We start from the raw sequence: 25255 nt of genomic DNA, 5'->3' as shown, positions 1-25255 counted from the left end.
CAAGCATGAACGCTCCTCTGTTACCGCCGTCGCGCCAGGCGCCCCAGGCACTGGCGCGCGCGCTGGCCCCGTGGATCATGCCGGTGCTGCTGATCGTTGCATGGCAGCTGGCCTCGCAGAACGGCTGGCTCTCCAGCCGCGTGTTGCCGGCCCCGCTGGCCGTGGTGCAGGCCGCGTGGGAGCTGGCGCGCTCGGGCGAGTTGTGGAAGCACGTAGGGGTCAGCACCTGGCGCGCGCTGGCGGGGTTTGCCCTTGGCGGGGGGCTGGGCCTGCTGCTGGGGCTGCTGACCGGCACCTTCCGCACCGCGGCCACGCTGCTCGACAGCACGCTGCAGATGGTGCGCAATATCCCGGCGCTGGCGCTGATTCCGCTGGTGATCCTGTGGTTCGGCATCGACGAGAGCGCCAAGCTGTTCCTGGTGTCGCTGGGCGTGTTCTTCCCGGTCTACCTGAACACCTATCACGGCATCCGCTCGGTCGATACGGGGCTGGTGGAGATGGCACGCAGCTACGGCCTGTCCGGCTGGCAACTGTACCGCGAGGTCATCCTGCCCGGCGCATTGCCGGGCATCCTGGTGGGCGTGCGTTTCGCGCTGGGGTTGATGTGGGTGGTGCTGATCGTGGCGGAGACCATCTCCGCGCAAGCGGGCATCGGCTACATGACCATGAACGCGCGTGAGTTCCTGCAAACCGACGTGGTGCTGGTGGGCATCCTGCTCTATGCGTTGCTGGGCAAGCTGGCCGACTGGCTGTCGCGCGGGCTGGAGCGCTACTGGCTGCGCTGGCATCCCGGCTACGCCGCGGCCTGACCGGCCCGTCGCCCCAATCAAGCAAAGGAGATCGAGATGCAGATGTATCCGGTGGAGCAAGCGGCTTTGGCCGAGCTGGAAGCAGGCCTGGCGCGCCGCGAGGCGGCCCGTCCGGTGGCCGGGGCGCCGCGCGCGGCGGGTGGCGTGGCGCTGCACGTGAGCCAGGTGGTCAAGCGCTATGACGGCCGCGAAGTGCTGCACAACGTGGCGCTGGACGTGGCGCCGGGGGAGTTCCTGGCGATCGTCGGGCGCAGCGGCTGCGGCAAGAGCACGCTGCTGCGGCTGGTGGCGGGGCTGGAAGCGGCCGATGGCGGCAGCATCACCGTCGATGGTGAGTCCGCGGCGAAAGGCCGCGCGCGGCACGCCGACGTGCGCGTGATGTTCCAGGACCCAAGGCTGCTGCCGTGGAAGCGCGTGCTGGACAACGTGGCGCTGGGCCTGCCGCGCACACGCCGCAGCGAAGCCGCCAATGTGCTGGCTCAGGTAGGCCTGGCCGACCGCGCGCAGGCCTGGCCCGCGCGGCTATCCGGTGGCCAGCGCCAGCGCGTGGCGCTGGCGCGCGCGCTGGTGCACCATCCGCAGCTGTTGCTGCTGGACGAGCCGCTGGGCGCGCTGGATGCGCTCACGCGCATCGAGATGCAGGGGCTGATTGAGTCGCTGTGGCGCCGCCTTGGCTTCACGGCGCTGCTGGTCACGCACGACGTGTCCGAGGCGGTGGCTCTGGCCGACCGCATCGTGCTGATCGAGGACGGCCGCATCGCCATGGATGAACGCGTGGCGCTGGCGCGCCCGCGCGAACGCGGCGCGGCGCGATTTGCGCAACTGGAGGCCAGGGTGCTGCAGCGGGTGATGCGGCAAGCGCCGCAGGCGCAGGTACCGTCGCATGCCGGTGCGCATGCCGGTCCGGCCGCCACGACCGCGCCGGCAAACGTGAGCTGGGCAGCGTGACCGTGCCACCTGCGGCAATGTGCGCCGCGCATATCGACTGGCCGTAATCTTCATTCGCCGCGCCCGCTGACCTCCTATCATGAGCAGGCAGGCCGATGCGGTGCGACAGCACAGAGGGCGCATGGAGCGCCCGTCATCACTAATCCGACCATGAGGCCGAGGGGCCCGGTCAACCCAAGGAATGCCATGCCAGGCGTGCATGAACCCGCGGGCGCAGTGCCTGCGCTCCAACGTTATCTGGAATCGCTGCCGCGCCAGCCGCTGGCTGACCGGCAATTGTGGCGCGACGGGCGCGGGCAGGTGCAGGGCCAGTTCTTCAACTGCTCGCTGACCAGCGCGTTCGAGCCGCTGGTGACGCTGGCAGACCGGCAGGTGGTGGCGCATGAGGGTTCGATCCACACCTACGCAGAGGACGGCGTGGGCCTGGCGGCATGGAAGCTGTTTGCGATGGCGGCCGACGACAACACCCTGGTGTCGCTGGACCGGCTTTCGCGGCTGCTGCATGCCATCAACTACTTTGCCGCCGAAGGCGAGCACAAGCTGGTGCTGAATGTGCATAACCGGCTGCTGGCTGCGGTCACCGATGACCATGGCGCTGCCTTCCGGCGCGCATTGCAATCGCTGGGCCTGCCGCTGGAGCGCTTTGTGATCCAGGTGCCGGCCAGCGCCAATGACGACCTGGCATTGCTGTTGCATGTCGTTGGCAACTATCGGCGCAACGGTTTCGCGGTAAGCCTGCAGGCGTCTGATCCGGCTGAAGCCGGTGCGCTGATGGCGCACGCGTTGCCGGACTGGCTCAAGCTCGACATGCGCCGCACCTGGACCGACCGCCAGCTGTCGGGCCTGCGTGCCAGCGCGGCCAACGCCGGCGTAACGCTGATCGGGCGGCGCCTGCAGAATGCCGAAAGCATCGAGCGGCTGCAGGCCGCGGGCATCGGCCTGGGGCAGGGCGCCTTCGCCGGCGCGCCGGTCAGTGCGGCCGGGCTGCGCGCAGGCCTGGTGAGCGCCGCGCATGCATGGGACAAGGAGGCGGTATGACGCAAGCGAACAGGCTGTCCGGCGGTCATGGCACGCGCCTGGACATCCCGCGGCACCTGCAGGTGCTGACCGTGCCGGGGCTGCATGGCAGTGGCCCGGGACACTGGCAGAGCCGCTGGGAGCAGCGCTTCCCGGACTGGCAGCGGGTGGAGCAGCACGACTGGTCGCGCCCCAGCCTGCCGCTGTGGGCCGAGCGTGTCTCTGAAGGCGTGATGCGCGCCCAGCGCGTGGCCGCGCGCGGCGCGGTGCTGGTGGCGCACAGCTTCGGCTGCCTGGCATCGTTGCGCCAGGTGGCGCTGGATCCGGTCGGCATTGCCGGCGCATTGCTGGTGGCGCCGGCGGATCCGGACAAATTTGGCGTGGCGGCGCTGCTGCCGTCCTACCGGCTGCCGTTCCCGACCATCCTGGTAGCCAGCTGCAACGACCCCTGGATGCCGCAGCGCACCGCTTTCAGCTGGGGCACGCTGTGGGGCAGTGAACTGGTCGATGCGGGCAACCTGGGCCACATCAATGCCGATTCCGGGCTGGACGATTGGCCTGAAGGCCTCGCGCTGCTCGATACCCTGGTCCAGCGCATCGCGCAGGCAGGGGATACTGGGTCCGTAAGTGAATCATCCGCCGCCTGGGAATCGGGTATCGAGGTGGTGTCTACGATCCCTTATATCTAAATCGTCTAAGAAAATTCATAAAGATTCGTTCTGTTTATAAGGGCGACTCTGCAGAATCTGTCTCGCAGGCCGGCGCAATACGCGCTGGCGTCATAAAGAACGGCCCGCCGGGGCCAGCCATCAGGGTCCGGCGGCGCACCGCTCACAGACGAGACGATATGCCTCCATCCATTTCCCTGGCGGACACGCCGCCGCCAGCCGCTCCCCGCGCCCCTGACTCCGGCGCCACGCGCGCGCCGCGCAACCCGTCCCGGCAGCGCTTTACCGTGCTGCCCGGCTTCGGCCTGTCGCTCGGCTTCACGCTGTTCTACCTGACGCTGATCGTCCTGATCCCGTTGTCGGCCACGTTCCTGAAGACGTTCACCATGACGTGGGACGCGTTCTGGACCTCGGTCACGGCGCCGCGCGTAGTGGCATCGCTGCAGCTGAGCTTTGGCGCGTCGCTGGTGGCGGCCATCGTCAATACGGTGTTCGGGCTGGCGGTGGCCTGGGTGCTGGTGCGCTACCGCTTCCCGGGCAAACGCCTGATCGACGCGCTGGTGGACCTGCCGTTCGCGCTGCCCACTGCGGTGGCCGGTATCGCGCTGACGGCGCTGTTTGCCGGCAATGGCTGGATCGGCCGCTATCTTGAGCCGCTTGGCATCAAGGTCGCGTTCACACCGCTGGGCGTGGTGGTGGCGCTGACCTTTATCGGCCTGCCGTTCGTGGTGCGCACGGTGCAGCCGGTGCTGGAAGACGTGGAGCAGGAGCTGGAAGAAGCCGCTGCCAGCCTCGGCGCCAACCGCCTGCAGACCTTCCACCGCGTGATCCTGCCCGCCATCCTGCCGGCGCTGCTGACCGGGTTTGCGCTGTCGTTCGCGCGCGCCACCGGCGAGTACGGCTCGGTGGTCTTTATCTCCGGCAACATGCCGATGGTGTCGGAGATCGCGCCGCTGATGATCTATTCCAAGCTGGAGCAATACGACTACGCCGGCGCCACCGCGGTGGCGGTGGTGATGCTGGTGATTTCCTTCGCGCTGCTGCTGCTGATCAACCTGCTGCAGGCCTGGACGCGCCGCCATCAATCCGGTGCGCGCGCCGCGCTGGCACCTGAAGCGCCCGCCACGGGCCAGGAGTTCTGACATGGCCGGCGCCGTTGCGGGACGCCTGGGCGGGCAAGGCAACGCCCCGGCCCAGCACAGGTTTGACGCCACTGGCGAAGCGCCGTGGGTGCGCTACACGCTGATCGCGGTGGCAGTGCTGTTCCTCACCCTGTTCCTGTTCGTGCCGCTGGCCTCGGTCTTCTATGAAGCCTTGCGCAAGGGCGTGCAGACCTACTGGGAAGCGCTGGTCGAACCCGGCGCACTCGCCGCGATCCAGCTCACGCTGACGGTGGCGGCGATCGCGGTGCCGCTGAACGTGGTGTTCGGCGTGGCGGCGGCCTGGGCCATCGCCAAGTTCGACTTCCGCGGCAAGAACCTGCTGATCACGCTGATCGACCTGCCGTTCTCGGTGTCGCCGGTGATCTCCGGCCTGGTCTACGTACTGCTGTTCGGTGCGCAGGGCTGGCTGGGACCGTGGCTGGAAGCGCACGACATCAAGATCATGTTCGCGGTGCCGGGCATCGTGCTGGCCACCATCTTCGTCACCTTCCCCTTCGTGGCGCGCGAGCTGATCCCGCTGATGCAGGCGCAGGGCAGTGAAGAGGAGGAGGCCGCGATCGTGCTGGGCGCCTCGGGCTGGCAGACCTTCCGCCATATCACGCTGCCCAATATCCGCTGGGGCCTGCTGTATGGCGTGATCCTGTGCAATGCGCGCGCGATGGGCGAGTTCGGCGCGGTGTCGGTGGTGTCGGGCCATATCCGCGGGCTGACCAACACCATGCCGCTGCACGTGGAGATCCTCTACAACGAATACAACTTCGCGGCCGCCTTTGCGGTGGCTTCGCTGCTGACGCTGCTGGCGCTGGTCACCCTCGGCATCAAGACGCTGGTGGAATTCCGCGCCCGCAAGGAAACCGAAGAGGCTGCGCCAGAGCGGCCGCTGGCAACACTGCAAGCATCAGTGCAAGGACAGGCATCATGAGCATCCAGGTCAGGAACATAGAGAAGCGCTTTGGCGACTTTGTCGCGCTGGACAACGTCTCGCTCGATTTCGACGAAGGCGAGCTGACCGCGCTGCTGGGGCCTTCCGGCTGCGGCAAGACCACGCTGCTGCGCATCATCGCCGGCCTGGAGCGCGCCGATGCGGGCCAGATCGTGCTGGCCGGGCGCGATGCCTCCGATCAGCATGTGCGCCAGCGCCAGGTGGGTTTCGTGTTCCAGCACTATGCGCTATTCAAGCATATGAGCGTGTTCGAGAACGTGGCTTTCGGCCTGCGTGTCAAGTCGCGCGCAGAGCGACCCAGCGAAGCGCAGATCCGCGACAAGGTGCGCTCGCTGCTGGAGCTGGTGCAGCTTGACTGGCTGGCCGACCGCTACCCGTCGCAGCTTTCCGGCGGCCAGCGCCAGCGTATCGCGCTGGCCCGCGCGCTGGCGGTGGAGCCGCGCATGCTGCTGCTCGACGAGCCCTTCGGCGCGCTCGATGCCAAGGTGCGCAAGGAGCTGCGACGCTGGCTGCGCCGCCTGCACGACGAACTGCACGTCACCAGCGTGTTCGTCACCCATGACCAGGAAGAAGCGCTGGAAGTGGCCGACCAGGTGGTGCTGATGAACCGCGGCCACGTGGAGCAGTACGGCTCGCCCGAGGCGGTCTACAACCATCCGGCCACGCCGTTCGTGTTCGGCTTCCTCGGCAACGTGAACCTGTTCCACGGCCGCTTGGAAGTGGGCGAGAGCGGCGGCCTGCTGCATACCGGCGAGGCGGTGCTGCCGGTGGTCGGCAGCGGCCATGAGACCGCCGGCGACGCGGTGGCCTATGTGCGCCCCCATGACCTCGACCTGGAACGCTATTCGCCCGGCGCCGACGGCATCGCCGTGACGCTGCGCCGCGCGCTGACGCTGGGCCCGGTGGCGCAGCTTGAACTCGAACGTGAAGACAACCAGGACGTGATTGAAGTCGCGCTGCCGCTGGAGCGCTTCCGCCATGCGGGCTTCCGTGAAGGCGAGCTGCTTGCGGTGCGCCCGCGCCAGCTGCGCGTGTTCACGCAGCCGCGCGCGACCGGTGCCAATGGCACCGCCTCCACCCAACAAGAAAAGGCCACGCCATGAACTTCCAGCAACTCCGTTCCATCCGCGAGGCGGTGCGCCGCCAGTTCAACCTGACCGAGGTCGCCAACGCGCTGTACACCTCGCAGCCTGGCGTGTCGCGCCAGATCCGCGAGCTGGAAGAAGAACTGGGCGTGGAGATCTTCGAGCGCTACGGCAAGCGCCTGACCGGGCTGACCGAGCCGGGGCGCGAGATCGTGCGCATCGTCGAACGCCTGCTGCTGGAGGCCGAGAACCTGCGCCAGGCAGGCGACGAATACGCCGGCCGCCATACCGGCCGCCTGACCGTTGCCACCACCCACACCCAGGCACGCTATGCACTGCCGCGCGTGGTGCAGGCATTCCGCCGTGAATACCCGCATGTGACGCTGGCACTGCAGGAGGCGTCGCCCACGCATATCGTTGAGTTGCTGCTGACGGGGCAGGCCGATATCGGCATCGCCACCGAGGCCCTGGCCACCGAGGCCGGGCTGACCTCGTTCGAGGCCTACAGCTGGCAGCACGTGCTGGTGGTCTCGCCCGGCCATCCGCTCACGCGCCTGCCCGAGCCGACGCTTGAAGACGTGGCCGGCTTCCAGCTCATCACCTATGACGCCGGCTTCACCGGCCGCCGCAAGATCGACAGCGCCTTTGCCGAAGCCGGCCTGCAGCCGGAGATCGTGCTGACCGCGCTGGACGCCGATGTGATCAAGACCTACGCCGAACTGGACCTGGGCGTGGGCATCATTGCCTCGATGGCCTATGACGAGCGCAAGGATTCCGGCCTGGTGCGGATCTCGGCCGACCACCTGTTCGCGCCCAACACCACCAGCGTGGCGGTGCGGCGGGGTGCCTACCTGCGCGGCTATGCGCACGCTTTTATCAACATGTTCGCGCCACACTTGTCGCCCGACACCGTCAGCAGCGCGCTGTCCGAGCAGGAGCGCCAGGCCCTGGCGGCCTGATTCCGGCCTGACCGCGGACGGCTGCCGGGCGGCGCAGGGGGCACCCGAGCGCCGCCGGCCCGCGCCATCCGCCCCGGCACGGTGCCGTTCGCGCCCCGTGCCCGCCGTTCGTCGCAAGAGACTTTCTTCGTCCCCGGGTGAGGGGTACAGTCCTTGCACGTGCCCGCGGCTTGCCGTCCGGCGAGTGCCGCACGTGTACCGCAGCGCAACAAAGCTTGCGCGCGGCCGCCGGTCTGCAAGAGCCGGGCAAGGGAGAGAGACAACGATGATGCGCGACGACGAATCACTGCTGCGCTGGCAGTGGCGCGGCTATGCCCGCAACCACCAGCATCCCCGCAACCTGCTGCTGCATATCGTGGCCGTGCCGATGTTCATGGCCGGTACCGTGCTGGGCCTGTACGGCCTGCTGCGCCTGAGCCTGCCGGCGGTGGCGCTGGGGCTGGTGTGCATGGGCATGTCGATGGCCCTGCAGGGCCGCGGACACCGGCTGGAAGCCCATGCGCCGGAACCCTTTGCCGGGCCGGCGGACATCGCCGGCCGCATCCTGGCCGAGCAGTGGGTCACGTTCCCGCGCTATGTGCTGTCCGGGCAATGGTGGCGCGCGCTGGCCGGCCGGCGTGCCGGGCAGGGCGGCTGAGGTGGCCCGCGCTGCCCGTCTCATCACATTCCCGCATTGCGCCAGGCTCAGTCCGCGCTAACATGAACGCCATGGACCGCTGCTTCTCCAACGTCGCCACCGCCATCCCCTCCCGGCTCAATATCCTCGGGCGCGACCTGCTGTTCGTGCTGTGCATGAACTCGGTGATCGCCATCAGCCTGAACTACGGCTTCCAGACCGGCGGCAGCCTGTGGCACAACTTTGTCTACAGCCAGCTGATCGGCCTGTCGATCTGGGTGCTGATCGACATTCCTCGCGTGGTGATCTGGTGGAACGACCGGCCGCGCCGCTGGCCCTTCCTGCTGCTGGCAGCGGCCGCGGTGCCCGCGGGCGTGGTGTTCGGCAGCTGGGCCACGCGCGTGGCGCTGGACCTGCCGCCCAAATCGGCGGACGAAGCCGGCGGCATGCTGCGCATGTGCCTGGTGGTGGGCATGCTGGCCGCGGCCTCGATGATCTATTTCTACTGGTCGCGCGAGAAGCTGGCCTCGCTCGAGCGCCAGGCCGCGCTGGACGCCCTGCAGCGCGAGGAAGCCGAAAAACAGCTGGTGCGCGCACAACTGATGGCGCTGCAGGCGCAGATCGAGCCGCATTTCCTGTTCAACTCGCTGGCCAACCTCGACGGGCTGATTGCCACCGACCCGCCCGCCGCGCGCCAGCTGCTGCAGCGCCTGATCGGTTTCCTGCGCATGTCGCTGGCACATACCCGCGCCGAGCAATGCACGCTGCGGCAGGAGTTCGAGCTGCTGCGCAGCTACCTGGACATCCAGGGCATGCGCTTCGGCCAGCGGCTCTCGTTCGACATAGACCTGCCGCGGAAACTGGCGAAGGTGGAGATCCCACCCATGCTGATCCAGCCGCTGGTGGAAAACGCGGTCACGCACGGCATTGAGCCCTGCATGATCGGCGGCCATATCCGGCTGTCGGCGCGCGCGGCCGGCGACAATGCGGTGCAGGTCGTCATTGCCGATACCGGCGTGGGCTTCGGCCATGGCTCGGGCAAGGGCTCGGGCCTGGGCATCACGCACGTGCGCGAGCGGCTGGCGCGCATCTTTGGCGCGGCGGCCTCCATGCAGATGGAAGAGAACACCCCGCGCGGCGTGGTGGTGCGGCTGACGCTGCCGCTGGAGCGCCCGGCTGAAGCGCCCACCCTGACCCAGACAATCACCAGTGTGCCGGAGGGCATGCCGGCATCGGCCCCGGCCATGCAACGGCTCTGAGGCGCACCACCTGCCCACGCCTGACAAGAAGAACGGCTGGCGGTGCCGCTGACCACGCCAGGACCTATCTACCACCCCAACGTCCCCATGACCCCGACCCTTCTGATTGCCGATGACGAAGCGCTGCTGGCGCGCGTGCTGGAATCCGAACTGAAGTCGCTGTGGCCCGAGGCCCGTATCGTTTCCGTGGTCCACGACGGCGTGGCCGCGCTGGCGGCGGCGCGCGAGCACCAGCCGCGCGTGGCCTTCCTGGATATCCGCATGCCGGGCATGAGCGGCATGGACGTGGCGCGCGAACTGATCGAATTCGACACCCCGCCGCTGGTGGTCTTCGTGACCGCTTACGACCAGTTCGCGCTGGAGGCGTTCGAGCGCGCCGCGGTGGACTATGTACTCAAGCCGGTGCAGCGCGAACGGCTTGAGGCCACGGTGCAGCGCCTGAAAGACCGGCTGGCCGGCCCCGCCGACGATGAAGACACCGAGACCGAAGCATCGATCGCGGATACCGACCGCCTTGGCCAGTTGCTGGCGCGCCTGGAATCGCTGGAGAACGCCACGCCAGGCACGGGCGGTGCGCCGCAGCGGCAGTATCTGCGCTTTATCAAGGCACTGGTGGGGCAGGAGGTGCGCATCATCCCCGTGGACGAAGTCATCTACCTGGAGGCCACCGACAAGTACGTCAACGTGGTCTCCGGCGCCGGCGAAGCGCTGATCCGCACCAGCCTGCGCGAGCTGACGCAGCAGCTGGACCCGGAGCGCTTCTGGCAGGTCCACCGCGGCACCGTGGTCAACATCGCCTGCGTGGCCAGCGCGGTCAACCAGTCGCTGGGACGGCTGTCGCTGCGGCTGCGCGACCGCCCCGAGCTGCTGCCGGTGGCGCGCCAGTACGCGCACCTGTTCAAGCAGATGTAAGCGCGGTCGGCGGGCGGCGTGGCCGCCACCTGGCTGCAGGGAGCAGGGGTTTTCCTCTATGATGCGGGCTTCGGCCCATATTTTTCTGGGCTGCCGCCTCCCGTCCTGCCGCATAGCCCCTGCCACCAGCGCCATGTCCACCGCCGCACTCGATCCCACGCGCAATCCCCTTCGTCATGACGCCCAGGTGATCGGGCTGGTAGGCCTGGCCCACGGGGTTTCCCACTTCTACCACCTGTTGCTGGCCCCGCTGTTCCCGTGGATCAAGGCGGAATTCGGCCTGAGCTACGCCGAGCTGGGCCTGCTGATGACGGTGTTCTTTGCGGTCTCGGCGATGGTGCAGACCGCGTCAGGCTTTGTGGTCGACCGCTTCGGCGCGCGGCCGGTGCTGTTTGCCGGGCTGGCCTTCCTGGGCGCCGCGGCCTTGCTGCTGTCGACCAGTTCCGGCTACGCCGCGCTGCTGTTCGGCGCGGCCGTGGCGGGGCTGGGCAACGGCGTATTCCACCCGGCCGACTTCACGCTGCTGAACAAGCATGTGTCGCAGCCCCGGCTGGGCCACGCGTTCTCAGTGCACGGCATTTCCGGCAACCTGGGCTGGGCGGCGGCGCCGCTGTTCCTGGTGGCGATCGCCAACCTGGCCAGCTGGCGCGTGGCGCTGGCGGCGGCCTCGGCGGTCGCCTTTATCGTGCTGGCCGTGCTGGTGGTGCTGCGCCATGTGCTGGACCCGCGCGAAGTGCAGGGCGCCGTGGGCCGGCCCGCGGCCAAGGCTGCGGGCGCGGGCGGCAGCGTGCTGGGCTTCCTGCGGCTGCCGCAGGTATGGGTGTGCTGGGCCTTCTTCCTGCTGACCACGTTCTCTGCCGCCGGCATCCAGAGCTTTGCGCCCACCGCGCTGACCTACCTGTATGGCATGCCGTTCACGCTGGCGACCGCGTCCTACACCATCTACATGCTATGCAGCGCCGGCGGCATGGTCGTCGGCGGCTTTGCCGCCAGCCGCACCAGCAACCATGACCGGCTGATCGCGGTGAGCTTCACGGTGTCGGGGCTGATGGCGGTGCTGGTGGGGTTGAACCTGGTGCCGGCACTGCTGGTGCCGGTGCTGATGGGCGTGATCGGCTTTGGCGCCGGTACCGCGGGGCCGTCGCGTGACCTGCTGGTGCGCGCGGCGGCGCCCGCCGGTGCCACCGGGCGCGTCTATGGCGTGGTCTACTCGGGCCTGGATATCGGCCTGGCGTGCGGCCCGTTGTTCTTCGGCGCGCTGATGGATGCAAAGCTGCCGGCCTGGGTGTTCTTCATGATCGGCGGTTTCCAGCTGCTGTCGATCTTCACCGCGGTGACCGTGGGCAACGGCAACCGCTCGCGCCGCGGCGCGGCGGCAGGCCAGGCGGAGGCCGCCTAGCCGCCTGGTCCTGGCAGGGATGCCTGGCCACCGCTTTCCGAATTCGATTGCCTGAGGATGCTTTCATGTCAATGACGCCGCCCAACGCTACCCAGCCTGACGATTCCGATCCCGCCACGCCGCTGCCGGGCGGCCATATCCTGGTCGACGCGCTGCTGGCGCACGGCGCCGAACTGGCCTTCGGCGTGCCGGGCGAAAGCTACCTGGCCGTGCTGGACGGCTTCCACCGCCGCCGCGACCGGATGCGTTTCATCATCTGCCGCCAGGAGGGCGGGGCGGCCGTCATGGCCGAGGCCTACGGCAAGCTGACCGGCCGCCCCGGGCTGGCCTTCTGCACGCGCGGGCCGGGCGCCACCAATGCCAGCATCGGCGTGCATACCGCCTTCCAGGACTCGACACCGATGATCCTGTTCATCGGCCAGGTCGGCACCGACTTCATGGACCGCGAGGCCTTCCAGGAAATCGACTACCGCCGCATGTTCGGCCAGATGGCCAAGTGGGTGGCGCAGATCGACCGGGTCGAACGCATCCCCGAATACATTGCGCGCGCCTACCAGACCGCCACCTCGGGCCGTCCGGGCCCGGTGGTTCTGGCGTTGCCCGAGGACATGCTGGCGCAGACTGCCGCCGTGCCGCAGCTGCAGGCCTACCAGCGCGTCATGAGCTGGCCCGGCGAGGCCGACCTGGCGCGGCTGGCCGAGATGCTCAACGCGGCCGAGCGCCCGTTCGTGCTGGCCGGCGGCAGCGGCTGGACGCCGCAGGCCTGCGCCGACCTGCAGGCCTTTGCCGAGCGCTTCGCGCTGCCGGTGGGATGCGCCTTCCGCGGCCAGGACCTGTTCGACAACCGCCATCCCAACTACGCGGGCGATGTCGGCATCGGCATCAACCCCGCGCTGGCCGAGCGCGTCCGCAACGCCGACCTGGTGCTGGCCATCGGCCCGCGCCTGGGCGAGATGACCACCGGCGGCTACGCGCTGATCGCCGCGCCGCGGCCCGCGCAAAAGCTGATCCACGTGCACGCCGGCGCCGAGGAACTGGGCAGCGTCTACCAGGCCGACCTGATGATCCAGGCATCCATGCCCGCCATCGCCGCGCGCCTGGCCGGCCTGCAGCCCGTTGCAACGCCGCGCTGGCAGGCGTGGACAGAAGCCGCGCATGCCGACTACGAACGCTACCTGCAGCCGCCCGTATTTACGGGGCAGGGTGTCGACATGGCCGAAGTCATCCGCACGCTGGACCAGCTGCTGCCGGCCGATGCCGTGGTGACCAATGGCGCGGGCAACTACGCCGGCTGGCTGCACCGCTATTTCCACTATCGCCCGTTCACCAGCGGCGGCCGCGGCCAGCTGGCGCCGACCAGCGGCGCAATGGGCTATGGCGTGCCGGCGGCGGTCGGCGCCAAGATCGCCTTCCCGCAACGCACCGTGGTGGCGCTGGCCGGCGATGGCTGCTTCCTGATGAATGGCCAGGAACTGGCTACGTCGATGCAATACCAGGCGCCGGTGATCTTCATCGTGGTCAACAACGGCATGTACGGCACGATCAGGATGCACCAGGAACGCGAATACCCGGCCCACGTGTCGGGCACCGAGCTGCTCAACCCCGACTTTGCCGCGCTGGCGCGCGCCTATGGTGCGCGCGGCGCTACTGTGACCACGACCGAAGGCTTTGCCCCGGCATTGCGCGAGGCCCTGGCCGCGCCGGTATCCACGCTGATCGAGATCCAGGTGGACCCGGACGTGATCACGCCGCGCACCACGCTGAGTGCGATCCGCGCCCAGGCGCTGGCCAGCCAGCAACAGTGAGGCCGCGCGGCCGGACCGGATTCTTTCTTACCTGTCAGGGGACTATCGATGAAGCCCGTCACCACCGACCTGTGCGACGCGCATGAAGAGCGCCTTGCCGACGGCACCTTGCGCGTGATGGCACCAGTGTTCCGCGCCTTCGGCAAGCAGGGCGCCTTTGCCGGCCCCGCCGCCACGCTCAAGGTGTTCGAAGACAACTCGCTGGTGCGCAGCGCGCTGGAAGCGCCGGGGCAGGGCCGCGTGCTGGTGATCGACGGCGGCGGCTCGTTGCGCTGCGCGCTGGTGGGCGGCAACCTTGGCCTGCTGGCCGAGAAGAACGGCTGGGTCGGCATCGTCGTCAACGGCTGCATCCGCGATACCGCTGAACTGGACGTGTGCGACATCGGCATCCGCGCGCTGGCCGTGCATCCGCAGAAAAGCCAGAAGCGCAACGTCGGCGAACGCGAGGTCGCGGTGCAGATGCCCGGCGCCGTGGTGCGCCCGGGCAACTGGATCTACGTCGACGCCGACGGCGTGCTGGTCTCGGACGAAAAGCTGGGGAACTGAGCATGCCGCGTGTCTTTGTCTACGGCACGCTGCGCGCCGGCGAGGTCAATGACCTGAACGCCGCCGCGCAGCGCCACGGTATTGCCGCGCCCGCGCTGCTGGGCACGGGGACGATCGCGGGCAGGCTCTTTGACTTCGGCACCTATCCCGGCCTGGTGCTGGACGCCAGTGGCGGGCCGGTCGTGGGCGATATCTATGAGATTGCCGACGCGCTGTTGCCGGTGCTCGACGAGATCGAAGAGGTTTATCCCGGCCAGGCCACGCTGTTTGTGCGCGAGGAACGGGCCGTGCTGCAGGATGGACAGCCGGTTGCCTGCCTGCTGTATCCAGTGGCCGAGTCGGCCGTGGCCACGCTGCCGCGCATCGACAGCGGCGACTGGGTGGCCTATCGCCGCGCGCGCGACCACGCCGCGGCCTGATCCGGAGCATTCCCGGCGCCCGCGCGGGGAATGCTCCGGCCGGCGCTATACGCACGACTCGGCGGCGCATCACACGGTCCGCGGCCGCGGGTGCCTCAGCGGAAATAGTCCGAGAAGCGCGCGCGGATGTCGTCGATATTGGCCAGCGTGCCGGACAGGTGCGCGCGCAGCGCTTCCTCTGCGCGCGCCGGATCGGCGGCCGCGATGGCGTCGACGATGGCGTCGTGGTCGCGCAGCACCGCCATCGCCTTGCCGGGAATGGGCAGGTGCAGGCGCCGCAGCCGGTCCAGGTGGCCGCTTTGCCGGCGCACCAGGCTCCACAGGTCCGGCACCCTGGCGGCGTCATAGAGTTCGCGATGGAAGGCCTGGTCCGTGACGGTGAATTCGTCGAGGTCTTCCAGTTCCAGCATCATGCGCTGCCGCGCCACCGTGGCGCGCAGGCGTTCGACCAGCACCGGATCGGCCCGCAGCGCCAGCGTGCGCACGATCTCGAGTTCGACCGAGCGGCGCAGGAAATGCGCCTGCGTGGCCATGGCGACGTCGATCGGGCTGACTACCGTGGCGTGCTGCGGAAAGATGTCGACCAGGCCTTCTTCGCCCAGGCGTATCAGCGCGTCGCGCACCGGTGTCTGGCTGATCCCGTACTGCCCGGCCAGTTCTGGACGCGACAGGACCGTGCCGGGCGGCAGCGCCATCGAGATGATCTGGTCGCGCATGTGCTCGAACACCTGCGGCGCCGCATGGCGGGTGCGGTCAAACTGGAACTTGGCGGGCGAGGTAGAGGCTGCGGCTGGCATGACAGGAAAAGCATGGCGGGCGGCTGCGCCGTCACATTGACGATGCTAAGGCGTCCTAACGGCTGAGATTCTAAGGGATTTCAGCTGCATTGACGTACTAATATATTAGTGCTTTAATGTTCTTCAGCTAGGCCCGGCCGCTTGCGGCGGGGGCCGATGACAAAGTGGAAGAGACAAATGACGGCTCGCAAGAAGACGCCGGACGCGCTGCGCAGCGCGCGCTGGTTCGCCCCCGATGACCTGCGTTCCTCGGGCCATCGGTCCCGCATCATGCAGATGGGGTACTCGCCGGGCGAGTGGATGGGCAAGCCGCTCATCGCCATCATCAACACGTGGTCGGACATCAACCCGTGCCATGCCCACTTCAAGCAGCGCGTCGACGACGTCAAGCGCGGCATCCTGCAGGCGGGCGGCTTTCCCATCGAGCTGCCGGCGATCTCGCTGTCGGAAAGCTCGGTCAAGCCGACCACCATGCTCTATCGCAACTTCCTGGCGATGGAGGCTGAAGAGCTGATCCGCTCGCATCCCATCGATGGGGCCGTGCTGATGGGCGGCTGCGACAAGACCACGCCGGGCCTGCTGATGGGCGCCACCAGCGCGGGCGTGCCGGCCATCTTCGTGCCGGCCGGCCCGATGCTGCGCGGCAACTACAAGGGCAACGTGCTGGGCTCCGGCTCGGACGCGTGGAAGTACTGGGACGAACGCCGCGCGGGCAATATCAGCGAGGCGGAGTGGACCGGCATCGAAGGCGGCATTGCCCGCAGCCACGGCACCTGCATGACGATGGGCACGGCCAGCACCATGACCGCCATCGCTGAAGCGATCGGCATGACGCTGCCCGGCGCGTCCTCGATCCCGGCCGCCGATGCCAATCACATCCGCATGTGTGCCGACGCCGGCCGCCGCATTGTCGACATGGTGTGGGAAGACCTGACGCCGCAGCGTATCCAGACGCGCCAGTCGTATGAGAACGCCATCGCCGTGGCCATGGCGATGGGCTGTTCCACCAACGCGGTCATCCATGTCATCGCCATGGCGCGGCGCGCCGGCCATGACATCGGACTTGAGGACTTCGACGCCGCCAGCCGGCGCGTGCCGGTGGTTGCCAACATCCGCCCCAGCGGCGACAAATACCTGATGGAGGACTTCTTCTACGCGGGTGGCCTGCCCGCGCTGATGTCCCGTATCAAGGATCGCCTGCATCTCGACGCGCTGACTGTCACCGGCCGCAAGTTGGGGGAAACCATCGCGGGCGCCGAGGTCTACAACGATGACGTGATCCGCACGCCGGAGAACGCGCTCTACCAGGAAGGCGCGCTGGCCGTGCTCAAGGGCAATATCGCGCCGGATGGCTGCGTGATCAAGCCCAGCGCGTGCGACAAGCGCTTCTACAAGCATAAGGGGCCGGCGCTTGTGTTCGACGACTATCCGTCGATGAAGGAAGCCGTGGAGCGCGACGACCTCGATGTCACCGCCGACCACGTGCTGATCCTGCGCAACGCGGGGCCGCAAGGCGGGCCCGGCATGCCGGAGTGGGGCATGCTGCCGATCCCGAAGAAGCTGGTAAGGCAGGGCGTACGCGACATGCTGCGCATGTCGGATGCGCGCATGAGCGGCACCAGCTACGGCGCCTGCATCCTCCATGTCTCGCCGGAATCGTATGTCGGCGGGCCGTTCGCGCTGGTGCGCACCGGCGACCTGATTTCGGTCGACATCGAGCAGCGCAGCATCCATCTGGAAGTGTCCGACGAAGAACTGGCGCGCCGCCGTGCGCAATGGACGCCGCCGCCGCCGCGTTTCGGGCGCGGCTATGGCTGGATGTTCTCCCAGCATATCCGCCAGGCCAATGAAGGCTGCGATTTCGACTTCCTGCAAACCGACTTCGGCGCGCCCACCGGCGAGCCGAACATTTACTGACGCCCGGCAAGGACCACCATGACCCAACTCAGCCCCGCCATACGGGAACGGCTCAAGACCGTCAGCACCGCCACGCTGTGCACCGCGCTGTTCAAGCGCGGCCTGCGCAACCAGTTCATCCAGGACGTGCGCCCGCTCAATCCGGAGGGTGGCAACATGGTGGGCGAGGCCTTCACGCTGCGTTATATCCCGGCGCGCGAGGACCTCAATCCCATCACGGTGTTCCAGGACCCGGCCCATCCGCAGCGGCAGGCCATCGAGCAATGCCCGCCGGGCGCGGTGCTGGTGATCGACAGCCGCAAGGACGCGCGCGCGGCCTCGGCCGGCTCGATCCTGGTCACGCGGCTGATGCAGCGCGGCGGTGCCGGCATCGTCACCGACGGCGGCTTGCGCGATTCGCCGGAGATCGCCAGGCTGGCCATGCCCGCCTATCACCACCGGCCGTCGGCGCCGACCAATCTCACGCTGCACCAGGCGCTGGAATTCAACGTGCCGATCGGCTGCGGCGACGTGGCGGTATTCCCCGGTGATGTCGTGGTCGGCGACAGCGAGGGCGTAATCGTGATCCCGGCGCACCTGGCTGAAGAGATCGCCGCCGAGGCGGTGGAAATGACCGCGTTCGAGGACTTTGTCACCGAGGAAGTGAACCGGGGCCGCTCCATCATCGGACTCTATCCGCCCACCAGCGAGCAGGCCCGCGAAGACTTCGCGGCCTGGCGCAAGGCCACCGGCCGCTGAGCGCGCCAACGATAACAAAGAGGCCGGTACGACCGGCCATGGCAGGAGACAACATGAAGCAACGCATTTCAGCCGCGACACGCGGCGCCCGCATGCTGGCCGCGTGCCTCGCCTTTGGCATCGGCGCCGCCTGCGCGCCAGCCCGGGCCCAGGACAAATGGCCGTCGCGCCCGATCACGTGGGTCGTGCCATTCGCGGCCGGCGGTTCGACCGACATCGTCGCACGCACCATCGGCCAGGAAGTCTCGCGCGCCCTCGGCCAGCCGGTAGTTGTGGAGAACCGCCCCGGTGCGGCCGGCGCCGTGGGCGCGGGCTATGTGGCGCGCGCCAGGCCGGACGGCTACACGCTGTTCGGCGGCACCATCAGCACCCACGCCATCAACGCCAGCCTGTACAAGAACCTGTCGTATGACCCGGTCAAGGATTTCGAGCCGGTCAGCCTGGTCGGCTACGTGCCGAACGTGCTGATGGTGAATGCGGACCTGCCGGTCAACAATGTGCAGGAACTGATCGCCTACGCGAAGAAGAAAAACGGCCTCAGTTTCGCCTCATCCGGGGCGGGCACGTCGACCCACCTGGCCGGCGAACTGTTCGCGGACCTGATCCAGGTCCCGATGACCCACGTGCCGTACAAGGGCAGCCCGCAGGCGGTGCAGGACGTGGCCGCGGGGCTCGTGCCATTCCTGTTCGATCAACTGACCGCGGGCGAGGCCATGATCAAGGCCGGCAAGCTGCGCCCGCTGGCGGTGACTTCACCGATGCGCTCCGCGCTGCTGCCCAAGGTGCCGACCATGGCCGAAGCCGGCGTCAGCGGTTTTGAAATGGTCTCATGGCAAGCGCTCTATGCCCCGCGCGGGACGCCGAAAGACGTCGTGCAACGGCTTAACGCCGAAGTCGTGCGCGCGCTGAAGCAGCCCGCCGTGCAGCAACGCTTGACGCAGCAGCTGGGCATGGAGGTGGTGGGCAGCACGCCCGCCGAGTTGTCGGCGCTGATGGACAAGGAGATCCCGCGCTGGGCTGCGCTGGTGAAGAAATCCGGGGCGCGCGTCGAGTAAGCGGGTAGGGAAGGGGGCATGAGACCGCCCCGCGATTGGGTACTCCCCTCTCGCAAGCGGGAGAGGGGAGCAAACCGCCAGCCGGCAGCCGACGTTCGCCAAATGAATTCACAGGCAGGAGACACCATGAAAACCACCCTCCATTCCATCGCACCAGGATTCTCCCGCCTTGCCGCCGCCCTCGCCGCGACAGCGCTCTTCCTCGCGCTCGCGCCCGCCGGCGTCCGTGCGCAAAGCTATCCCAGCAAACCGATCACCGTCGTCGTGCCGGCTTCGCCGGGAGGGGCCATCGATCTCGTCGCGCGGCTTGTCGGCCAGAAGCTGACCGCGGCCTGGGGCCAGTCGGTGGTCGTGGACAACCGCAGCGGGGCGACCGGCATCGTCGGCACCGACCTGGTGGCCAAGGCCGCCCCGGACGGCTACACGCTCGCGCTCGTGGCAAGCAGCCACGCCATCAACCCCAGCATGGTGCGCAAGCTGCCGTTCGATACGGTGAAGAGCTTCGAGCCGGTCGTGCTGACGCATGTCGTGCCGCTGATGCTGGTAGTCTCGCCATCGGTCCCCGTGAAGTCGGTCAAGGAACTGATCGCCTATGGCAAGGCCCATCCCGGCGAGCTGTCGTTCGCGTCGAGCGGATCGGGCGGGGCGCCGCATTTCTCGGGCGAACTGTTCAAGAGCATGGCCGGCATCGACATGGTCCACGTGCCCTACAAGGGCAGCACGCTGGCGCATCCGGACCTGACCAGCGGGCGCGTCTCGCTGATGTTTGACACCGTGGCCGCGATCGGCCCGCAGGTGAAAGCCGGCAAGGTCAGGGCGCTGGCCGTCACCACCACCAGGCATGCAGCGATCGCGCCGCAGGTGCCCACCATGGCGGAAGCCGGGCTGCAGGGCTATGACACCAGTACCTGGGGCGGCTTCCTGGCGCCCGCCGGCACGCCCAGGGCCGTGATCGACAAGCTCAACGCCGGCATCAACCAGGCCCTGGCCGCGCCGGACGTGCGCGAACGCCTGCTGGCCGCGGGTATCGAGCCCGCGGGCGGCAGCCCCGCGCAGTTCGCCGGTTTCATCCAGAGCGAGATGGTCAAGTGGGCCAAGGTGGCCAGGAACGCCGGCATCCAGCCGGAATGACGCGACCCGGAGAGACAGTCATGCCACATCGAAAGCAAACCACTGGCGGCCGGCGCAGCGTCCTGCTGGCCCTTTGCCTCGCCGCCGCGCCGCTGCTGGCGCCTGCCGCGCAGGCACAGGGCACCGGTGGCTGGCCGGCACGGCCGGTCACGATCATCCTGCCGTTCACGCCGGGCGGCGGCACCGACATCGCCACGCGGCTGGTCGCCCAGCGCCTGTCGCAGCTATGGGGACAGCCGGTGCTGGTGGACAATCGCCCGGGCGCGGCCGGCAATGTCGGCCTGGAACTGGCGGCGCGCGCCAAGCCCGATGGCTACACGCTGGTGGCCGGCAATGTCGGCACGCAGTCGATCAACCCTACGCTGTACGCCAAGCTTTCCTATGACCCAAACCGCCTGGTGCCGGTGACCGAGATGGCCGAGCTGCCGTTCGTGCTGGTGGTCACGCCCAGGCTGGCCGCAAAGACCGCCAAGGACCTCGTGGCGCTGGCCAAGGCGCAGCCCGGCAAGCTGACGTTCGCCAGTTCGGGCACCGGCGGCTCGCCGCACCTGTCGGGCGAGATCTTCAAGGCTGCCACCGGCGCCGACATGCTGCACGTGCCCTATAAGGGCGGCGGCGCCGCCATGACCGACCTGATGGCCGGCAACGTCGACATGCTGTTCGCCTCGGTGCTGGAAACCGCGGGACACGTCAAGGCCGGCAAGCTGCGCGCGCTGGCGGTAACGGGCAAGGTGCGCTCGCCCGCCTTGCCTGATGTGCCGACGCTGGCGGAGGCTGGGATCGCCGCAGCGGAATCCGGCTCGTGGGTAGGCCTGCTCGCGCCGGCCGGCACGTCGAAGGATATCGTCGAGAAGATTGCCGCGGGCGTGAAGCAGGTGGTGGCGCTGCCGGAAGTCCGCCAGCAACTGGTAGAGCAGGGCGCGATCCCCGTAGGCAGCACCCCGCAGCAGTTCGGCGAGCTGATTGCCGCCGACCGCAAGCGCTACGCTAAGGTCATCGTTGACAACAAGCTGCGGGCCGACTGACGGGTCCACTCTCTCTTCAAAGGATGCATCGCATGAAACCCCGCCTGCTGCAGCATGGCCGCCTGCCGGAAGCCATCGAAGGGCGTCTCGCCGATCACTACGACATCCACCCGTTCTGGACGGAGACCGACCCCGCCGGCTTCCTCGCCCGCCACGGCGGTGAGTTCGTGGCCCTGACCACGCGTGCCGCGATCGGGGCCGACGCCGCGCTGCTGGCCGCATTGCCGTCGCTGCGCGTGATCTCCAGCTTTGGCGTGGGCCTTGACAAGCTCGACCTCGACACCGCGCGCAGCCGCGGCATCGCCGTGGGCTACACCCCTGACGTATTGAACGACTGTGTCGCCGATGCCGCCTTCGCGCTGCTGATGGACGTGTCGCGCAAGATCAGCGCGGCGGACCGCTTCGTGCGCCGGGGCGAATGGCCCAGGGGACCGTTTGCGCTGGCCACGCGCGTGAGCGGCAAGCGGCTGGGCATCATCGGCATGGGCCGCATCGGACGCGTTATCGCGCACCGCTCCTCAGGGTTCGACATGGAGGTCCGGTATCACAGCCGCAATCCGTCCGACGATGCGCCTTACGCCTACGAACCCTCGCTGGAGGCGCTGGCCCGCTGGGCCGACTACCTCATCGTCGCCACCGCGGGCGGGCCGTCCACGCGCCACCTGGTTTGCGCCGCCGTCCTCGACGCGCTGGGCCCGCAAGGCTTCCTGATCAATATCGCGCGCGGCACGGTGGTGGACGAGGCGGCGCTCGTCGATGCGCTGGTTCACCAGCGCATCGCGGGAGCCGGACTGGATGTCTTCGAGGATGAACCGAACGTCCCCGAGGCGCTGTTCGGCCTGGACAACGTCGTGCTGCTTCCGCATATCGCCAGCGCCACCCACGAGACGCGCCAGGCAATGGCCGAACTGGTGTTCGAGAACCTGCAGCAGTTCTTTGCTACCGGTGCCGTAAGCAAGTCTGCGATCTGACGCGAACGCGGGCGTCCGGCTCCTGCGCACGCCGGGGGAGATCGCATGGCTTGTTTCAAACAGGCGGCGCCCGTTCGCGGCGCCGTTCACTTTTGCGTAGCATGGCCGGCGATGACATTGATCAATGGAATCGACGGCCATGAATGCTCCGCAATCCCTGCCACCGCAAGTCTTTCCCCGCCAGTTCTTCATCCATGCCGCCGATGTGCGGCTGTCCGCCACCAACTGGGGCGAGCCCGGACCGGCGCGGCCCACCATCGTGCTGGTGCATGGTTATCCCGACAACAGCGAGGTCTGGCGCGGCGTGGCGCCGCGGCTGGCGCAGCGTTTCCATGTAGTCGCCTACGACGTGCGCGGTGCCGGTCGCTCCACGGCGCCGCAAGACGTCGGCGCCTATCGGCTCGGGAAGCTGGCAGACGACTTCATCGCCGTCATCGACACGGTCTCGCCGCAGCGGCCGGTACACCTGGTCGGCCATGACTGGGGCTCGATCCAGAGCTGGGAATTCGTTACCGATGCGCGGCTGCAAGGGCGCATCGCCTCGTTCACCTCCTGCTCCGGTCCCTGCCTGGACCATGCGGCGATCGGCTTGCGCGAACTACGTGCCCAGCGGTCACTGGCGGGGTTGGGCAAGTCCCTCAGGCAACTGGCGGCATCCTGGTATGTGGGTGCCTTCCACCTGCCGTGGCTGCCGGAACTGACCTGGCGGCTGTGGCTTGGCCGCGCCTGGCCGCGCTACCTGCGCCTGACCGAGGGCCTGCGCACCGGGCCCAGTCCGACACAAGCCGCGGATGGCTGCCATGGCGTGCGCCTTTATCGCGCCAATTTCTTGCCGGTACTGCGCGCCCCGCGCCAGCGGCACGCCCACGCACCGGTACAGGTGATCGTGCCGCTGCATGACCGCTATGTGAAGCCGGCCCTGACGGAAGACCTGCAGCGCTGGACCACGCAACTCTGGCGCCGCACGGTTCCTGCATACCATTGGCTGCCGCTGGCTGACGCGCAAGCGTTTGCGGCCATGGTGCGGGAGTTTGTCGAGCATGTGGAGGGGGCGCCGGCCTCGGCAGGATTGGTCGCCGCACGCCTGCGCTAGCGGCTGCAGCGCATTCTGCGCATTTTTCACGATGTGGAAAGATGTTTTGGACCGCAAAAATCATGGTTTGCGTAGCACAAGATCATTTCTCATGATGGAATATCATGTCCCGCATCGTGAAATAAACTCACTAAGTTATTGAATTATTGAAATAAAATAACTAAGCGGCAACTGCAGATCCAGGTTGTTGCAATGCGGGAGCGTTCCCTACACTCTTATATAAGACGCATGACATGAGGCGCGAAAAACAGCGGCCCACGCAGCAGCACCGCGACGCAGCCCAGGCCAGGTGATCAACAGATTCTCTGCCATCCCCCAATCATCAGGAGAGTGACTATGACCCGCCAAGAACAGATCCTGGCCCTGCAGAAAGACTGGGATACCAATCCCCGCTGGAAGGGTATCAAGCGCAACTTCACCGCTGAAGATGTCGTGCGCCTGCGTGGTTCGGTCCAGGTCGAGCACACTCTGGCACGCCGCGGCTCCGAAAAGCTGTGGAACCTGCTGCTCACCGAGCCGTTCGTCAACTCGCTGGGCGCGCTCACCGGCAACCAGGCCATGCAGCAAGTGAAGGCCGGCCTGAAGGCCATCTACCTGTCGGGCTGGCAAGTTGCAGGCGACGCCAACCTGGCCGGTGAAATGTACCCCGACCAGTCGCTGTATCCCGCCAACTCGGTGCCGCAAGTGGTCAAGCGCATCAACAACACCTTCCAGCGCGCCGACCAGATCCAGTGGAGCGAAGGCAAGGGCGACACCGACTTCTTCGCCCCGATCGTGGCCGACGCCGAAGCCGGCTTTGGCGGCGTGCTGAACGCCTTCGAACTGATGAAGTCCATGATCGAAGCGGGCGCCGCCGGCGTGCACTTCGAAGATCAGCTGGCTTCCGTGAAGAAGTGCGGCCACATGGGCGGCAAGGTGCTGGTGCCGACCCGCGAAGCCGTTGCCAAGCTGACCGCTGCCCGCCTGGCCGCCGACGTCTCGGGCGTGCCGACCCTGGTGATCGCCCGTACCGACGCCGAGGCCGCCGATCTGCTGACCTCGGACGTGGACGACAACGACAAGCCGTTCTGCACTGGCGAGCGCACCGTGGAAGGCTTTTACCGCGTCAAGAACGGCCTGGAACAGTCGATCTCCCGCGCCCTGGCCTACGCTGAAGTGGCTGACCTGGTGTGGTGCGAAACCGGCAAGCCGGACCTCGAGTTCGCCAAGAAATTTGCTGAAGCCGTGCACGCCAAGTTCCCGGGCAAGATGCTGGCCTACAACTGCTCGCCGTCGTTCAACTGGAAGAAGAACCTCGACGACGCCACCATTGCCAAATTCCAGAGGGAACTGGGCGCGATGGGCTACAAGTTCCAGTTCATCACGCTGGCCGGCTTCCATTCGCTGAACTACTCGATGTTCAACCTGGCCTACGGCTACGCCCGCAACCAGATGAGCGCGTTCGTGGAACTGCAGGAAGCCGAGTTCAAGGCAGCCGAGAAGGGCTTTACCGCGGTCAAGCACCAGCGCGAAGTCGGCACCGGCTACTTCGACGCCGTGACCCAGACCATCGAAGGCGGCCAGTCGTCGACGACCGCACTGAAGGGTTCGACCGAAGACGAGCAGTTCTTCGAAGACAAGAAAGTGGCCTGACTCTCCTGGTCACCCCCGCCGGGACGTGGGTCCGGCGGTTAAGGAAGGCGTGCGACCATCACGCTTTCTGATTTAGGCGACGCGCCGTTCTCTCTCAGGGACGGCGCGTTTTTTTTTGTTTGCCAGCGCTGGTGCGGGTAAGGAACGAGTGAGAAATAACTTCCCGAAGTGGACCTGGCGTGCGCAAAGCGACGCGGGTAAGATGTGATGCCTCTGGAGGACAAACGATGCAGGCTGGTTACCGGGCTGAGGTTGAAACGCGGATGAAGCGGCTGTACGCGCGCTTGTCGGAGAAGGACCGACGGCGGTATGCGGCTGTGGAGGCGGACAAGCTGGGCCATGGCGGTT

24 protein-coding genes are annotated in these 25255 nt (G+C 67.6%); 23 read left to right on the top strand and 1 reads right to left on the bottom strand.

Annotated features, from left to right (window positions below; translation table 11 throughout):
* Nucleotides 1-5: 5 nt before the first annotated feature.
* The 15 genes from ssuC (at nucleotide 6) to A3A5_RS0102715 (ending at nucleotide 14548) form a co-directional block, all read left to right on the top strand.
* On the top strand, nucleotides 6-809 hold the full coding sequence (gene ssuC, locus A3A5_RS0102785; RefSeq protein WP_018309143.1) for an aliphatic sulfonate ABC transporter permease SsuC: 804 nt from the start codon (nucleotides 6-8) through the stop codon (nucleotides 807-809).
* Nucleotides 810-845: 36 nt separating this feature from the next.
* Nucleotides 846-1757, top strand: a complete 912-nt coding sequence (locus tag A3A5_RS0102780) for an ATP-binding cassette domain-containing protein (RefSeq protein WP_018309142.1) — start codon at nucleotides 846-848, stop codon at nucleotides 1755-1757.
* Nucleotides 1758-1943: 186 nt separating this feature from the next.
* On the top strand, nucleotides 1944-2795 hold the full coding sequence (locus A3A5_RS0102775) for an EAL domain-containing protein (RefSeq protein ID WP_018309141.1): 852 nt from the start codon (nucleotides 1944-1946) through the stop codon (nucleotides 2793-2795).
* Nucleotides 2792-3463 carry an alpha/beta hydrolase gene (locus A3A5_RS0102770; RefSeq protein WP_018309140.1) on the top strand — a complete coding sequence of 224 codons (672 nt, stop codon included), beginning with the start codon at nucleotides 2792-2794 and terminating at the stop codon, nucleotides 3461-3463. The genes A3A5_RS0102775 and A3A5_RS0102770 overlap by 4 nt, the downstream gene beginning before the upstream one ends.
* 158 nt (nucleotides 3464-3621) lie before the next feature.
* Nucleotides 3622-4584, top strand: coding sequence for a sulfate ABC transporter permease subunit CysT (gene cysT, locus A3A5_RS0102765; protein WP_018309139.1), 963 nt, complete (start codon nucleotides 3622-3624; stop codon nucleotides 4582-4584).
* A gap of 1 nt (nucleotide 4585) precedes the next feature.
* Nucleotides 4586-5527, top strand: coding sequence for a sulfate ABC transporter permease subunit CysW (cysW, locus tag A3A5_RS0102760; RefSeq protein ID WP_018309138.1), 942 nt, complete (start codon nucleotides 4586-4588; stop codon nucleotides 5525-5527).
* Complete coding sequence (locus tag A3A5_RS0102755) at nucleotides 5524-6651, top strand: sulfate/molybdate ABC transporter ATP-binding protein (protein WP_018309137.1); 1128 nt, start codon at nucleotides 5524-5526, stop codon at nucleotides 6649-6651. The genes cysW and A3A5_RS0102755 overlap by 4 nt, the downstream gene beginning before the upstream one ends.
* Nucleotides 6648-7592, top strand: a complete 945-nt coding sequence (locus A3A5_RS0102750; RefSeq protein ID WP_010810505.1) for a CysB family HTH-type transcriptional regulator — start codon at nucleotides 6648-6650, stop codon at nucleotides 7590-7592. Before A3A5_RS0102755 ends, A3A5_RS0102750 begins: the two co-directional genes overlap by 4 nt.
* A gap of 268 nt (nucleotides 7593-7860) precedes the next feature.
* The gene (locus tag A3A5_RS0102745; protein WP_035811794.1) at nucleotides 7861-8229 is read left to right on the top strand and encodes a terminase; all 369 of its coding nucleotides are present in this window, start codon (nucleotides 7861-7863) and stop codon (nucleotides 8227-8229) included.
* A 62-nt stretch (nucleotides 8230-8291) separates the two neighbouring features.
* A complete protein-coding gene (locus A3A5_RS0102740) occupies nucleotides 8292-9467 on the top strand; it encodes a sensor histidine kinase (RefSeq protein WP_026200383.1) in 1176 nt (391 codons plus the stop codon).
* Between the two features lie 87 nt (nucleotides 9468-9554).
* Entirely contained in the window at nucleotides 9555-10379 is an 825-nt protein-coding gene (locus A3A5_RS0102735; protein ID WP_018309134.1) for a LytTR family DNA-binding domain-containing protein, read from the top strand.
* Between the two features lie 133 nt (nucleotides 10380-10512).
* On the top strand, nucleotides 10513-11778 hold the full coding sequence (locus tag A3A5_RS0102730) for an MFS transporter (RefSeq protein WP_018309133.1): 1266 nt from the start codon (nucleotides 10513-10515) through the stop codon (nucleotides 11776-11778).
* Nucleotides 11779-11843: 65 nt separating this feature from the next.
* A complete protein-coding gene (locus tag A3A5_RS0102725; RefSeq protein ID WP_369797734.1) occupies nucleotides 11844-13583 on the top strand; it encodes a thiamine pyrophosphate-binding protein in 1740 nt (579 codons plus the stop codon).
* Nucleotides 13584-13631: 48 nt separating this feature from the next.
* A complete protein-coding gene (gene rraA, locus A3A5_RS0102720; protein WP_018309131.1) occupies nucleotides 13632-14129 on the top strand; it encodes a ribonuclease E activity regulator RraA in 498 nt (165 codons plus the stop codon).
* Between the two features lie 2 nt (nucleotides 14130-14131).
* Nucleotides 14132-14548 (top strand): gamma-glutamylcyclotransferase, encoded by a 417-nt coding sequence (locus A3A5_RS0102715; protein WP_018309130.1) that lies wholly within the window; start codon nucleotides 14132-14134, stop codon nucleotides 14546-14548.
* A gap of 95 nt (nucleotides 14549-14643) precedes the next feature.
* Here A3A5_RS0102715 and A3A5_RS0102710 read toward each other — a convergent pair whose 3' ends face one another.
* Complete coding sequence (locus A3A5_RS0102710; protein ID WP_018309129.1) at nucleotides 14644-15345, bottom strand: GntR family transcriptional regulator; 702 nt, start codon at nucleotides 15343-15345, stop codon at nucleotides 14644-14646.
* A 177-nt stretch (nucleotides 15346-15522) separates the two neighbouring features.
* Between A3A5_RS0102710 and araD the strand changes: the two genes are divergently transcribed.
* The 8 genes from araD (at nucleotide 15523) to aceA (ending at nucleotide 24907) form a co-directional block, all read left to right on the top strand.
* The gene (gene araD, locus A3A5_RS0102705) at nucleotides 15523-17262 is read left to right on the top strand and encodes an L-arabinonate dehydratase (protein WP_018309128.1); all 1740 of its coding nucleotides are present in this window, start codon (nucleotides 15523-15525) and stop codon (nucleotides 17260-17262) included.
* An 18-nt stretch (nucleotides 17263-17280) separates the two neighbouring features.
* A complete protein-coding gene (locus tag A3A5_RS0102700) occupies nucleotides 17281-18000 on the top strand; it encodes a ribonuclease activity regulator RraA (protein WP_018309127.1) in 720 nt (239 codons plus the stop codon).
* Nucleotides 18001-18053: 53 nt separating this feature from the next.
* Nucleotides 18054-19055 (top strand): tripartite tricarboxylate transporter substrate binding protein, encoded by a 1002-nt coding sequence (locus A3A5_RS0102695; RefSeq protein WP_018309126.1) that lies wholly within the window; start codon nucleotides 18054-18056, stop codon nucleotides 19053-19055.
* A gap of 126 nt (nucleotides 19056-19181) precedes the next feature.
* Nucleotides 19182-20186 (top strand): tripartite tricarboxylate transporter substrate binding protein, encoded by a 1005-nt coding sequence (locus A3A5_RS0102690; protein WP_018309125.1) that lies wholly within the window; start codon nucleotides 19182-19184, stop codon nucleotides 20184-20186.
* A 20-nt stretch (nucleotides 20187-20206) separates the two neighbouring features.
* Nucleotides 20207-21211, top strand: coding sequence for a tripartite tricarboxylate transporter substrate binding protein (locus A3A5_RS0102685; protein WP_018309124.1), 1005 nt, complete (start codon nucleotides 20207-20209; stop codon nucleotides 21209-21211).
* Nucleotides 21212-21243: 32 nt separating this feature from the next.
* Nucleotides 21244-22182 carry a 2-hydroxyacid dehydrogenase gene (locus A3A5_RS0102680; RefSeq protein ID WP_018309123.1) on the top strand — a complete coding sequence of 313 codons (939 nt, stop codon included), beginning with the start codon at nucleotides 21244-21246 and terminating at the stop codon, nucleotides 22180-22182.
* Between the two features lie 124 nt (nucleotides 22183-22306).
* The gene (locus tag A3A5_RS0102675) at nucleotides 22307-23275 is read left to right on the top strand and encodes an alpha/beta fold hydrolase (protein ID WP_018309122.1); all 969 of its coding nucleotides are present in this window, start codon (nucleotides 22307-22309) and stop codon (nucleotides 23273-23275) included.
* Between the two features lie 336 nt (nucleotides 23276-23611).
* Nucleotides 23612-24907 (top strand): isocitrate lyase, encoded by a 1296-nt coding sequence (aceA, locus tag A3A5_RS0102670; RefSeq protein ID WP_018309121.1) that lies wholly within the window; start codon nucleotides 23612-23614, stop codon nucleotides 24905-24907.
* Nucleotides 24908-25255 lie beyond the last annotated feature (348 nt).

Origin of the sequence: Cupriavidus sp. UYPR2.512 (assembly GCF_000379565.1) — a bacterium.
Lineage (GTDB): Bacteria > Pseudomonadota > Gammaproteobacteria > Burkholderiales > Burkholderiaceae > Cupriavidus.
The sequence above is the reverse complement of the archived record's forward strand: the minus strand, read 5'-3'. Positions and strand labels throughout refer to the sequence as shown.

What these genes read in the sequence shown, in the direction of transcription:
- ssuC (WP_018309143.1), top strand. Translation starts at nt 6, where the DNA reads ATGAACGCTCCTCTGTTACCGCCGTCGCGCCAGGCGCCCCAGGCACTG.
- A3A5_RS0102780 (WP_018309142.1), top strand. Translation starts at nt 846, where the DNA reads ATGCAGATGTATCCGGTGGAGCAAGCGGCTTTGGCCGAGCTGGAAGCA.
- A3A5_RS0102775 (WP_018309141.1), top strand. Translation starts at nt 1,944, where the DNA reads ATGCCAGGCGTGCATGAACCCGCGGGCGCAGTGCCTGCGCTCCAACGT.
- A3A5_RS0102770 (WP_018309140.1), top strand. Translation starts at nt 2,792, where the DNA reads ATGACGCAAGCGAACAGGCTGTCCGGCGGTCATGGCACGCGCCTGGAC.
- cysT (WP_018309139.1), top strand. Translation starts at nt 3,622, where the DNA reads ATGCCTCCATCCATTTCCCTGGCGGACACGCCGCCGCCAGCCGCTCCC.
- cysW (WP_018309138.1), top strand. Translation starts at nt 4,586, where the DNA reads ATGGCCGGCGCCGTTGCGGGACGCCTGGGCGGGCAAGGCAACGCCCCG.
- A3A5_RS0102755 (WP_018309137.1), top strand. Translation starts at nt 5,524, where the DNA reads ATGAGCATCCAGGTCAGGAACATAGAGAAGCGCTTTGGCGACTTTGTC.
- A3A5_RS0102750 (WP_010810505.1), top strand. Translation starts at nt 6,648, where the DNA reads ATGAACTTCCAGCAACTCCGTTCCATCCGCGAGGCGGTGCGCCGCCAG.
- A3A5_RS0102745 (WP_035811794.1), top strand. Translation starts at nt 7,861, where the DNA reads ATGCGCGACGACGAATCACTGCTGCGCTGGCAGTGGCGCGGCTATGCC.
- A3A5_RS0102740 (WP_026200383.1), top strand. Translation starts at nt 8,292, where the DNA reads ATGAACGCCATGGACCGCTGCTTCTCCAACGTCGCCACCGCCATCCCC.
- A3A5_RS0102735 (WP_018309134.1), top strand. Translation starts at nt 9,555, where the DNA reads ATGACCCCGACCCTTCTGATTGCCGATGACGAAGCGCTGCTGGCGCGC.
- A3A5_RS0102730 (WP_018309133.1), top strand. Translation starts at nt 10,513, where the DNA reads ATGTCCACCGCCGCACTCGATCCCACGCGCAATCCCCTTCGTCATGAC.
- A3A5_RS0102725 (WP_369797734.1), top strand. Translation starts at nt 11,844, where the DNA reads ATGTCAATGACGCCGCCCAACGCTACCCAGCCTGACGATTCCGATCCC.
- rraA (WP_018309131.1), top strand. Translation starts at nt 13,632, where the DNA reads ATGAAGCCCGTCACCACCGACCTGTGCGACGCGCATGAAGAGCGCCTT.
- A3A5_RS0102715 (WP_018309130.1), top strand. Translation starts at nt 14,132, where the DNA reads ATGCCGCGTGTCTTTGTCTACGGCACGCTGCGCGCCGGCGAGGTCAAT.
- A3A5_RS0102710 (WP_018309129.1), bottom strand. Translation starts at nt 15,345, where the DNA reads ATGCCAGCCGCAGCCTCTACCTCGCCCGCCAAGTTCCAGTTTGACCGC.
- araD (WP_018309128.1), top strand. Translation starts at nt 15,523, where the DNA reads ATGACGGCTCGCAAGAAGACGCCGGACGCGCTGCGCAGCGCGCGCTGG.
- A3A5_RS0102700 (WP_018309127.1), top strand. Translation starts at nt 17,281, where the DNA reads ATGACCCAACTCAGCCCCGCCATACGGGAACGGCTCAAGACCGTCAGC.
- A3A5_RS0102695 (WP_018309126.1), top strand. Translation starts at nt 18,054, where the DNA reads ATGAAGCAACGCATTTCAGCCGCGACACGCGGCGCCCGCATGCTGGCC.
- A3A5_RS0102690 (WP_018309125.1), top strand. Translation starts at nt 19,182, where the DNA reads ATGAAAACCACCCTCCATTCCATCGCACCAGGATTCTCCCGCCTTGCC.
- A3A5_RS0102685 (WP_018309124.1), top strand. Translation starts at nt 20,207, where the DNA reads ATGCCACATCGAAAGCAAACCACTGGCGGCCGGCGCAGCGTCCTGCTG.
- A3A5_RS0102680 (WP_018309123.1), top strand. Translation starts at nt 21,244, where the DNA reads ATGAAACCCCGCCTGCTGCAGCATGGCCGCCTGCCGGAAGCCATCGAA.
- A3A5_RS0102675 (WP_018309122.1), top strand. Translation starts at nt 22,307, where the DNA reads ATGGAATCGACGGCCATGAATGCTCCGCAATCCCTGCCACCGCAAGTC.
- aceA (WP_018309121.1), top strand. Translation starts at nt 23,612, where the DNA reads ATGACCCGCCAAGAACAGATCCTGGCCCTGCAGAAAGACTGGGATACC.